The organism is Colwellia sp. KU-HH00111, assembly GCF_040362745.1.
Taxonomy (GTDB): domain Bacteria; phylum Pseudomonadota; class Gammaproteobacteria; order Enterobacterales; family Alteromonadaceae; genus Colwellia.
The window spans coordinates 354653-365747 of record NZ_BAABWO010000003.1 but is presented as its reverse complement, the minus strand read 5'-3'; the positions used below and the strand labels follow the sequence as shown (position 1 = coordinate 365747).

Annotated in this window: 11 protein-coding genes; 9 read left to right on the top strand and 2 right to left on the bottom strand. The window is 35.4% G+C overall.

The window, feature by feature from the left end; all coding sequences use genetic code 11:
- The first annotated feature begins 301 nt into the window (after nt 1-301).
- From ABXG98_RS08710 to ABXG98_RS08670, 9 genes are all read left to right on the top strand, one after another.
- Nucleotides 302-682 (top strand): hypothetical protein, encoded by a 381-nt coding sequence (locus ABXG98_RS08710; RefSeq protein ID WP_353538274.1) that lies wholly within the window; start codon nt 302-304, stop codon nt 680-682.
- A gap of 11 nt (nt 683-693) precedes the next feature.
- Nucleotides 694-1965 (top strand): hypothetical protein, encoded by a 1272-nt coding sequence (locus ABXG98_RS08705; RefSeq protein ID WP_353538273.1) that lies wholly within the window; start codon nt 694-696, stop codon nt 1963-1965.
- The gene (locus ABXG98_RS08700; RefSeq protein WP_353538272.1) at nt 1962-2477 is read left to right on the top strand and encodes a hypothetical protein; all 516 of its coding nucleotides are present in this window, start codon (nt 1962-1964) and stop codon (nt 2475-2477) included. Before ABXG98_RS08705 ends, ABXG98_RS08700 begins: the two co-directional genes overlap by 4 nt.
- A gap of 396 nt (nt 2478-2873) precedes the next feature.
- Nucleotides 2874-3635, top strand: a complete 762-nt coding sequence (locus tag ABXG98_RS08695) for a hypothetical protein (RefSeq protein ID WP_353538271.1) — start codon at nt 2874-2876, stop codon at nt 3633-3635.
- Between the two features lie 57 nt (nt 3636-3692).
- Nucleotides 3693-4667, top strand: coding sequence for a hypothetical protein (locus tag ABXG98_RS08690; protein ID WP_353538270.1), 975 nt, complete (start codon nt 3693-3695; stop codon nt 4665-4667).
- A 244-nt stretch (nt 4668-4911) separates the two neighbouring features.
- Nucleotides 4912-5628 carry an NYN domain-containing protein gene (locus tag ABXG98_RS08685; RefSeq protein WP_353538269.1) on the top strand — a complete coding sequence of 239 codons (717 nt, stop codon included), beginning with the start codon at nt 4912-4914 and terminating at the stop codon, nt 5626-5628.
- 194 nt (nt 5629-5822) lie between these two features.
- A protein-coding gene (locus ABXG98_RS08680) for an IS3 family transposase (RefSeq protein WP_502901547.1) occupies nt 5823-7000 on the top strand; the annotation gives its coding sequence in 2 pieces (ribosomal slippage) (nt 5823-6081 and nt 6081-7000; 1179 coding nt in all).
- A gap of 773 nt (nt 7001-7773) precedes the next feature.
- Nucleotides 7774-8271: a hypothetical protein gene (locus tag ABXG98_RS08675; RefSeq protein WP_353538267.1), complete on the top strand. Its 498-nt coding sequence runs from the start codon at nt 7774-7776 to the stop codon at nt 8269-8271.
- Complete coding sequence (locus tag ABXG98_RS08670) at nt 8271-9653, top strand: relaxase/mobilization nuclease domain-containing protein (RefSeq protein ID WP_353538266.1); 1383 nt, start codon at nt 8271-8273, stop codon at nt 9651-9653. Before ABXG98_RS08675 ends, ABXG98_RS08670 begins: the two co-directional genes overlap by 1 nt.
- 48 nt (nt 9654-9701) lie before the next feature.
- Here ABXG98_RS08670 and ABXG98_RS08665 read toward each other — a convergent pair whose 3' ends face one another.
- Nucleotides 9702-10436 carry a metallophosphoesterase gene (locus ABXG98_RS08665; protein WP_353538265.1) on the bottom strand — a complete coding sequence of 245 codons (735 nt, stop codon included), beginning with the start codon at nt 10434-10436 and terminating at the stop codon, nt 9702-9704.
- 128 nt (nt 10437-10564) lie between these two features.
- Nucleotides 10565-11065 (bottom strand): AAA family ATPase, encoded by a 501-nt coding sequence (locus tag ABXG98_RS08660; RefSeq protein ID WP_353538264.1) that lies wholly within the window; start codon nt 11063-11065, stop codon nt 10565-10567.
- Nucleotides 11066-11095 lie beyond the last annotated feature (30 nt).

The following is an 11095-nucleotide window of genomic DNA, read 5'->3' as shown; positions in this document are numbered from 1 at the left end:
AAAATGTGTAAAAAACATATTTTAAACGGCCTTCGAATTCAATTATAAATCGAGTCAGGCCGTTTTTTATTTCTTATCAATTTCTTTTATTAATGCATGCTTAATCACTAAACACTCTTTTTTGCTAAATAACACACTCGTCTTTCACCAGTTAGTAAACCTCTAACGTGGCCTTTTGGTTTCACCCACCCGCGTCACATTTAATGCGTATCTCTTAAAAGTCATTAATTTCATAATATAAATGCGCCATATAGCGTATTTCTTAACTTACAAGCTTAGGCTTAATAAAGGTTTATATATTATGGAAAAATTTCTAGCGTTCTTAATACTAGCACTGTCTCTAAATACAAATTTAGCACATGCAAATAAGCTAGCTGCTATGGCCGCTACCAAGCTAACGGAAAGAATCGTTGATGAACTGAATGATTTACCAGAAGGTAAATGTATGAATGCAGATGCTTTTACTCCTGACCGTTCAGATATTTCAAATGCCATAATTCAAAGCATAGCGAATGACAGAATAACAGGCTTGTTTACGATAGATACATCCGTATGCAAAAAAATTGGTGGGGCATCATCGTCGGATATAGAGAAGTTTGCTATTTCTATTAGCAACGAATTTAGTTTATCGACAATAGATGTAAAAGCTTGTTGTGTTACCCCTGTTTTTATTAAGCAATAAGGAGATTTTGAATGATTAACTTACGCATATTATTTATATCTTGGTTAGTGTGTATGGTAGGCGGATGTAATAGTTTACCACTACTTGACCCTAATACATTAGGTAATACTGAACGAGAAGTCGCTTTAGAAAGTCGTACTGCATTACGCCAAATGAATACTGAAGTAATTATTAGGCGTAACATTTCGTTACTTGGTGAGTGCTTATTTGATAACAGACATCTCGACAACATAAAGCTTAGTCAATTGGTTATAAAGCCGTTAAGTATGGGCACGGGGTCGCCTGAAGATGTTTCTGATATTTTGCGGTATAGCCAAGAAGTTGCAGGTATAAGTGGGCGTAACATTAATTTTTACTTCGAGAAAAAGCCTGTTAACTCAAGCTACGAAGCTGAAAAATACGGTGCGTCTTACTCGCCAGAGGTTGCTATAAAAATTGCGAATGATAATAGCTCATTTACTAATGAATTGTTGATTAGCCCGCCAGTTTCCGTAGGTAAAATAACTAATTCAACTAGTTTCTTCTCCACTGTTGGGGGCGGAAAATATATGGGGAAAGAGCGGATGAAGCTTACTATCAGGTCGGTCATTCGAGGTAAGGATGGTTCATCACAATCGAACTTGATTTCTGAGGCGTATTTTATACGGGGTAATGGAGGTTTTTCGGCTGATTTACCTTTTACTATTGATGGTAAAGCTTTATCGATTGGATTTTCATCATCAGAATCTTCTAATGACACTATGCACAAAGTGAAGAAGTTGTTGTTAGCATTTCACGCTCTAAAAGGCATTCGAGCTATTGCCTTAGATAAGGGTAAGTGGTCGCGATGTCCAATTACTATTACGGAGCATAAGTTTTTCATCCCAGAACAGACTTGTTACGCTGGTGAAATTGTCCATATGTGCGCTAATCGACAAGCTCCTTGGCAGAAGTTCTTAAAGTCTGGGAGTGAACAGCTCATTATACAGTTAACGAAGCAATCTTCTCGTAATAAGCAAACAGTTTTGGAGTTAGGGGATATTTCGATAAATCAATTACTCAATCGAGAGTGCCTTACCTATAGTACAGGACAAGAGCTAAGTGGAAAATTATCTATTTCGCTAACATCTGGGGTTAAAAATATAATGGACGTTGGAGATGTCTCATTACTAAGGCATTGCGAGGTTGTATTTCCAGAAGAATTTGGTGGCAGCACAAAATATAGGGTAACAAACTCTGTCTCAATTCTTAAAGCATTACAACGCGCGGGAACTAGCCGAGGTAAATACGGGAGAACGCGATGAACAAGCAGTTTATGCGGTTATTTTACCTAATAATATTAAGTTTAGGTAATGAGGTTGTTGCGATGCAGAGCAACTTCACTGACTCTTTTATTGCACGTCACTGCCGTATTATAGATAAAATAGATCAGCAATTAGGTCGCCAACGTATCTTATATTGTGCGGGTACGCAGATACGAATTGGTGCACGTGAACAGCTTTTTATAGATCTAGCTCAGTATGATGTGACGGGCATTATTTTGGAACGGCTACATGTTTCTGCAACTTATCGACATCGGCCTCTGCTGGTGATACATGGCAGCCCAAAAACATCTTTAATTAAGATTAATGATGTTTCAGCTGAATCTGAAGGTGGTATGGTATTTGGTGACGCATTTTTATGTATAGATTTAGCTAAGAGTAAGGCTGAAACACGGATTGTGCAGTTAACTAACAATCAGTTTCACATAAATAATTTAGAGATAATAAATCTGAATAAGGGGTATTTGCAACGAACTAAGGGGTGTTCTATGTGAAAAACCTAAAGTTAAATACACATAAGATAATCGGTTGCTTTCAGCCGATTTTTTTATGCAGGTAAAGGAAGTGTTTTAATACTTAAGATGTTAGTGGTAATTACTTCGACGATATTGGCTGACAACAACAATATTAGTAAGAATGTAAAAATTAATAAAACACAAAAGTCAGATAATCTTCAGTTCATAAAGCAGGTATTTCAATACAAAAAATATTTCTTTTGTCATTTTACTACGTGCGTCACATTTAATGCATATCTCTTAAAATTCATTACTTTCATAATACAAATGCGCAATAAAGCGTATTCGACAACTAAAGCTTTAAGAATCCAGAGGGTGAGTTAAATGAAAGAACTAACGTTAAAGACACTTAAACCTAAACATAAAGGAAACGTTATGAAATTTAAAACATTAATAGGCATTGCAATTCCAATAGCACTGATGGGTTGCTCTACAACAAATGACTCATATACAGTGAAAGAGTCACTTGATGATACACCATTAGTAGTTAACGCTGCTGTTCGTGAAGTTGATCTTACCCGTGTTTCTTTTGATGCATTGGGTGGACGTATAACAGTGACTGAACCCAAATCTCGTGCTAATGGTTATATGGATTCAAATCCATATATAGATACGGAAGGTGTTAACTTTCAGATTAAAGAAAATACAATAGAGTCATTTTCATCAAAGCTTGATCCTGGGCAAGTTTACGATCCTGAGAAAATAACAGATGAGATGATTGATTTAGCGCTTAAAAGGGTATCTCTATTTATTGATGCTGAAAACCTACCTTATGATTCGCTAACTATTGCTGTTACGGTCCATGGGTATGCTGATGGTGTTTCGTTTAAACCTGGCGCAAGTATCCCTAGTCCGATAACGTGTGATTTTAGCTTGATGAATGCTTCGGTTGTTGATCGCCATGGTACGAAAACCCCTGTAACCAAGAGGCTAAAAAAAGGCGATGCGATAACAAATAATAAAGTGTTAGCGATGGTTAGATCTTGTTATGTAGCAAAACAGCTTCAAGCTAGAGCCGGAAACGCGCTATATCCTGCCTTAGTTAACGGTGCAATGAACTTATATGTTCTGGGACATACTGACAGCCATAAACGCGGCGTAGATGTTGTTATTAAGGTTAAATCACCAGAGCTATAGCTCTTTCGGTAAGGCTAGCTCTATAGCTAGCCTTACCCATTGTTTGTTGGGGGTAAAATGAAAACTTTTCTAGTCCTAGTTTTGTATGTGTTCACTGTTTTTCAGTGTATGGCGCTGTCACAAGCTACCGTTGAAAACATGATTATCAAAGGTAGTACCATTAATGGTGCTGAGTTTACGGCTTTCTCATTTAATTCAAGTATAAACGGGTGCTCTGTAATGTTACCAGCGCATGTGGCTTGGAACGTAAAAACGGCAAAGTCACTTACCTTTACGAACCGAGCAGGACAAGCTCTAATGGTAAAAACGCCTTATGTTAGTATGTTAGATCTCGACAAGGATTACGCTGTAGTCGAATTAGAGTATTCAGATTGTGTTGACCTTAAGTTTGATGTTGCATCTGTGGCTTTGGGTGATAGTGCATTAATTTCTGGTTTCAGACTTGGAAGCCGAGAACTAGAACTTGGTCTTGCAACTCGCTCCTTAGACTCTACTTATGTTGAAATGAATCAATTTCATTTGTTTTCAACTATTATTTCAGGTGTTGGCTTATCTGGCTCTCCCTTGATAAAAAACAAAGATGGCGATATGACTGTCAGTGGAATGTTGATCGGTGCAGATCGACATAAATGTTTAAATTTCGACACCGACGCTGAAGATAAACAATGCATTGCAAGTTCAATTGGCGTAGTTAGTCCATTTGATGAGCAAACCCTACATTCACTTCAGGCATACCGAAAACTTACACATCAGCGTCAATCTCCTATTATCAGGTCATTTACTTTTGATGAGCTTAAATATCAAGTTGCAACGATTGGAGACGCTAAAAAGTGGTTAGCTTTATTTAATATTACAGCGCCTGTAAATAAAGAGTATAGCCACTATCTTTATTCGGCAAAGCCAGTTAATAAGTTTTCAATCAAAGTTCATACGTTCTATATAACAGGGATTAAGCGCCAGGATAATATTGAACAGATGTTACAACAGTGGCAAGTATTGGAAGCGTCATCGGATAACAGCCTCATTGAATAGGCTGAAGAATGATAGAAGCAACGTAATTGAGTAATACAGCTCAAAGTAGCTTGGTTACTCAGTAATGTACACCAATTATCTTTATATAGTCATGTTTGTTTAGGCGCTAGTTTTTTATCAAACCTGCGTCACTCTCAACAGATTTTTTTATAAAGTGATTTTTCCCATAATGATGTTCTATAAGTAAAAACTTAACACCCAAAAGTAAGCTTATTACTAGGGTATAACTATTATTGGTGCGTTTATGAAAAATGAATCTATAGCTTTATTAATTGATGCTGAAAATGTATCTCCACCGTACCTTAATTCAATAATTACGGCACTTGAATCTATCGGCTCTATTGGGATTAAAAGAGCTTATGCTAATTGGACAAGTAATAGTTCAGAGTCATGGCTTGATATTTTGGCTCTATATGCAATTGAGCCTATACATCAGTATAAAGTAAGCACAAAGAAAAATGCTACAGATATACGTTTAACGGTAGAAGCGATGGAGTTAGCGTTATCTCATAGTATTGAAAATTTTTGTATTGTATCAAGTGATTCAGATTATACCCCTCTTGTAACGGCGTTAAGAAAAGCAGGGAAATCTGTAATAGGATTTGGATTACCTCATACCCCTAAAAGAACAATTCTTGCGTATAATCATTTCTATGAACTGCCAAACATAAATAATCACTCTACTAATGGTAATCATATTGATTCTATTAAAATAAAGTCTGATGGACAGGACATAATTAGAAAGAAATGTTCAAATATGATTATTGAGCATGTTAAAAGTTCACCAATAGCTGTTTCAACGCTGAATTTAACTACACAAACAAACATTAAAAAAATGAAGTTGTCTCCAGATTGGTGTGGAGAGGGCAGTTTTACTAAATTTTTAAACAGCCTTTACTTAGGGCCGTTACAAATCAAAAATAACTACATATTTTGCCCTCACCGACACGGTTACCCATAGGGACTCTCTAATAATTTATAAAATTAATACTGATTTCACTCGATATTATTCCTCAATTGAGGTGTTTGGTTAGTTAAACAAAATTCACTTAGTGCAATATCTTTGGCCTCTAAAGGTACTATGTAGTGGCATAGTTAATTTGGCCACCTAATTAGAGGTGTTATCATGCACCTCACTAAATTTTAGGTGACACTATGACAAAAAGAAAAAGACCCAACTTCGCTCCCGAATTTAGACTTGAATGTGCTCAATTAGTCGTTGATAAAGGCTACTCAGTAGTTGAAGCTGCACAAGCTATGAATGTCGGTAAATCATCCTTAGATAAATGGGTTCGTCAGCTTAGAGGTGAACGTAATGGCATCACAAGCAAAGCAACCCCATTAACCCCCGAACAACTTGAAATCCGTGAGCTTAAAAAGCGTATTGCGCGTATTGAAGAAGAAAAGGAAATATTAAAAAAGGCTACGGCTCTCTTGATGTCGGACTCGCTGAACAGTTCACGATAATCAAAGCCCTTAAAGGGAGTCATGCAGTTAAACGCTGCTGTGAAGTATTTGATATACATCGTAGTAGCTATAAGTATTGGGCAAAGCAAGCTAGAAGTATTAAACCTGAAGAGGTTGAAGCATTGGCTATGGTCAAAAGCATTTACGCTGAAAGTAATAACTCCGCTGGAGCTAGAACTATCGCAAGTATTGCAACGACTAGAGGCTTATCATTAAGTCGTTATGTGGCGACTCGTTTGATGAGAGAGCAAGGATTAGTAAGTTGTCAGCTTCCGAGTCATAAATATAAAAAAGCGACGCAAGAGCATGTTGCCATACCCAACACGCTTGAACGCCAGTTTGCAGTGACTCAACCTGATCAAGTTTGGTATGGTGACATCACGTTTATTTGGACAGGAAATCGTTGGGCTTACCTTGCTCTTGTAATGGATTTATTTGCACGTAAACCCGTTGGTTGGGCAATGTCTAACTCGCCTGATACTAAGTTAACAGCAAAAGCACTAACGATGGCATTTGAATCAAGGGGACGACCAAAAGGTGTAATGTTTCACTCAGATCAAGGTAGTACCTATACGAGTAGAAACTACCGTCAGTTATTGTGGCGTTATCAGATTAAACAAAGTATGAGTCGTCGTGGAAATTGTTGGGATAACAGCCCTATGGAGCGATTCTTCAGGAGTTTAAAAACAGAATGGATACCAACAACAGGCTATCGTTCATTTACTGAAGCTGAAAATGCAGTGGTTGAATATATTATTGGATATTACAGCCAGGTTAGGCCCCACAGCTATAACGGTGGACTAACACCCAATGAGTCAGAGAAAAGATACTGGCTTGAATACAAATCCGTGGCCAAAATAAGTTGACCACTACAGTTTATCAACTCAAGCATACATTCAAGTTTTTGAAGTTGAACTGATACGTGTGACAGTGTTCCTGAAATTGAGAAAATAGTTACTTCATCCATTAAGTCAATATCATCAAATTTCTCGGTAATTTCTTTAAATGTTTTTGTCATAATTCTTGCCTTTTAGCTAAGTTGAATTTAAGAGTGTTAAATCAGTAGAAGCATTCTAAGTGCAAAAAGTGTATTTCTGTTTATCAGATAATAATTATTAGAAGTTAAGCCCGCTTGCCTTTGCAAGCTCATAATCTATTGATTGTAATTATGTCCTAGTTCTTATTTTTATAATAATAAATACGAAAACAGGGACAGATATAAACAGTGAAAATTAATTAAAATTAGTTTATCGGTAAGGTTGGAGAATATTTAAGAATATAAGTTGTTAATAAAACATTATTTTAATAAAAAACTGTTATGTTTTAATATATGTGTAACAATAAAGTTCAACGAAAACAGCTTGTTAGGTTGTTGTGCTTATGTTTTTTTACTGCTAAGGTAAAGTTACTGATTCGATATTTTATTGAAAAAAGTAGTAGGCAGGGTGTGTTAAATAGTAACTAAATTAAACTTCGTTCAAATTAGTTACTATTTAACAGGAAGTATGCCGCTGCATACGTTCGTTATTCTGCTCCGGCAGAAATGATGTATATTAATAAGACGAGTTCTTATGGAGAAATATCTAAACAATTAAGGTAAAGATTTAAAGCTCGTCATAACCACTAAAAGGTACAGGTTATGACTAATAATCAAAAAGAAAGAATAAACACAAAAAGAAAATTTAATATAGCCATAAGAGTTAATGGATCAGAACATCAGGCTATCTCACAAGCATTTGATAAATCTACCTATAGAACCGTTGCACACTTTGTTCGAGATCTAATCATGGACGGTATTGAGAAGCTTGAAAACCCACCGTTATATACACCTGCCATCAATAAAGAAACTTCAGAAAGGTTGTTTAAAGAGATCAACACCTTAAATAAATTTGTTAAGCATTTAGATAAAATAGCAGATGATTTTAAAAGTATAAATAATGACAAAATATTTCAAGAGATACAAGACGCTATGATGTTTGTCTACGATGCAGGACACGCAATGAGGCTTTGGGCTGAGTTTTTGAAGAATGATGAAAAGAACCGAGAATCAATTTTAAATATTGCTTGCGTGACACTTACTTTGAAAGAAGTAAATCATTTGAAAAAAGTAGTCGAAAATCGATCTGAGGATGAATAATGATTATTAAATTTATCCAACAAAAACGTGGGAATAACAGAAATCGTTCACCATATGTCATTAACTATATGTTTGGTAAAACAAAGCATAAGCATGAATCTCATAGCCATGAAATTACTAAAGAAAAAATTGATTATATTTGCTGTAGTAAAGACTTAGGTTTTATTGATCCTCTTTGGAAAAAAATAGGAAAAAATTTATGCAAGATATCAGGCAAGGAAGCTGATCTTTCTGAAATAAAGTTAGCCTTTTATGAAACTGAGTCTAACAATACACGAGTAAAACATCCATTTGAACATATAGTTGTCTCATTAAAAGAAGGAGAGAGCTTATCCATCTCTCAGTGGGAAGAGTTAGCAAATGAATTATCTGAATGCTTAGGGTTTAATGATCATAGTTGGATCTGTGTTAGGCATACAGATACTTCTAATCATCATATTCACCTATTTTTGAGTGCTATTTCAAATTCGGCACCCCATTTGAGATTAAATATTAGTCATGCCTATAGGCAGAGTGCCGAAATTCGAAATAAATTAGAATATAAATTTGGTTTGTCACATGATTATAATCCTTACATAGACCCTCATAAAATTGGCTCTAAACAAAGCCATTACAAACATAAGGTGAATGAAGTGCGCAGGTGCATTGATTTGGCAATTAGCACTAAGCAACGTTCATTACCAGAATTTATGCAAGTGCTTCAAAAGAATGGAGTAGGTTGCTTTACGCAACTGCGTAAAGGGGAAGTGATTGGTATCTCATTTACTCTTGATAATGAAAAGTTTCGAGGCTCGAAGCTTGGACTTGGCTATAGTTGGAAATCACTAACGGATAGAGGAGTCACTTATGATAAAACAATACATCAGCAAGAGGTCGAAATACTAAATGGTAATGAAAAGTTTATAACAGAAATGCTTAAGCCCTTTGAAAAAAATGTGACTATTTCGGTTAAAAAACATTTAGCAGCATATTTTATTGATAATAGCCCTAATATAAATGGCAAATATAAATCTTCGCCTTCTCTGTTTGCCTTCTGGCTTCGAACACCACTAAATTCGAAAGGGAAAACTAAACAACAAATTGAAAGTGAAATTAATCAATTAAAGTTAATTAGGATCATCTTGGCATTATATCTTACTTGGTTAAGAGCAAGGGATGAGCGCAAAGCCAGACTAGAAAAGCGGCTTAACCCTTATATAAGTAGAGTCATTGAAAAAGGAAAATTGTATCCAGCTATTATTGATAAATATAAAAAACAAACGGCTCAAAGAGACTTTACTTTAATACCAATTGTTAATAAGCCTATTTTAGTTGAAAAGGAAAATAGTATGACTATGGTTCCGCGATCCAGAATAGAGCCTTCAGATGAATTTTCTTTTTGAAGATATTAAACTCTGGATTAACCTAGGTAGATGAATATAAAGTATTATTCAGTAAATTGTAAATAGATAAAGACGGTTATCAACATTAAGCACTTGATTTTCGCCGATCTGAATAAAAGGAATATCCCAGTGACAATGGCCAAAAATAACTATGCCTTCACCATAATTTTCAAAGTGTTCTAGGATGAAAGCTTGTCCAAACTGTTTATTCACAGGGTCATTAGGTCCTTGATGTAAAAGAGTAATATCAGGCTGCTTCTTAGTTTCTGATTTTAATGCTTTAGTAAAGTGAGCTTCAGTTTTTCGTTGGTTTCTATCTGGGCGGCCAATTATGCCACCAACACCACCAACTATTATTCCATCAATATCAGTGGTGATCTCATCTAAAATAGTTATGTTGGAATTTAACAACTCACTCTCAACAATATCGTGATTTCCATGAACTCCAATTACACATTTAAATTTTACAGCAAAGGCATTCCATACGTTTGTAACTAAACCTGAACCACCACGTTTTCCTAGCTCTGGAAAGTCGTATAAATCGCCCGCCAATAGGATCAAATCAATGTTAGGAACTTCCCCAAATTCTTGAAGTAAAGCTAGTTCCTCAGCAATAGCTTCTCCTACTAACCTGTTTGAAACTTTATTTTGTTCCCGACCTTGTAGGTCTGAAGTCGCTATAAATGAAGTCATTCCTCGGGATAGAGTATCAATTTTAACTCTATAAAAAGGTAGCGTGATAAAGCTTTCTTGCCCTTTATCTCCCGTAGTTCTATATAACAATTCGTGAAACGGTTTTTTTCTACAGCTAATATTTTCAATGTATTACTCTTAAAGTTTGCTCAACTATAGATGGTGCAGGTGCGAAAACACTTCTAATCACTTACCTATTTTGTTAAGGAATTAAAGTGTTATGCTGCTACCTTGCTCATAAAAAAATTAATATTAATAATTTCTGCAAAGCCTTCTGCAAAATTTACGGGTTCATAACTTTTAAACATTTGCTTTAATACTTTCTCAGGGACTACTTTTAATCCTTTACTGTTGCGCTTGTTATTCAAATTAATAATTTGTTGTTCGTATTTATTAAACGAAAAATTTAACGCTTTAAACTCTGCCTTTGGGTAGTGACTCATGGCTTGTTGTCTGTTTTTCTTCGTTAAATCCCATGCAATATTTCTATAGTGTTTTGAATCATTGATTGATTGCATAAATAGCTTCCTTTGATATTTACGGATTGTATGATGAAAGTTTAAATTGAAAAAGTCACTATAACTAATCTCTTTTTCATTACAAACATCATTTACTATTTTGTCTGATGAAACGACATAATCATAAGCTTTATCAAGCAAGTATGTTGATTTCCCAACACAAGCGGGGCCAACAAGTATTGTTACTTTATTAAATGGCACTTTTTATTCCTCTAATTTAATTCAGGGCAA

Coding starts and splice junctions, on each gene's coding strand:
- ABXG98_RS08710 (WP_353538274.1), top strand. CDS start 302: ATGGAAAAATTTCTAGCGTTCTTAATACTAGCACTGTCTCTAAATACA.
- ABXG98_RS08705 (WP_353538273.1), top strand. CDS start 694: ATGATTAACTTACGCATATTATTTATATCTTGGTTAGTGTGTATGGTA.
- ABXG98_RS08700 (WP_353538272.1), top strand. CDS start 1,962: ATGAACAAGCAGTTTATGCGGTTATTTTACCTAATAATATTAAGTTTA.
- ABXG98_RS08695 (WP_353538271.1), top strand. CDS start 2,874: ATGAAATTTAAAACATTAATAGGCATTGCAATTCCAATAGCACTGATG.
- ABXG98_RS08690 (WP_353538270.1), top strand. CDS start 3,693: ATGAAAACTTTTCTAGTCCTAGTTTTGTATGTGTTCACTGTTTTTCAG.
- ABXG98_RS08685 (WP_353538269.1), top strand. CDS start 4,912: ATGAAAAATGAATCTATAGCTTTATTAATTGATGCTGAAAATGTATCT.
- ABXG98_RS08675 (WP_353538267.1), top strand. CDS start 7,774: ATGACTAATAATCAAAAAGAAAGAATAAACACAAAAAGAAAATTTAAT.
- ABXG98_RS08670 (WP_353538266.1), top strand. CDS start 8,271: ATGATTATTAAATTTATCCAACAAAAACGTGGGAATAACAGAAATCGT.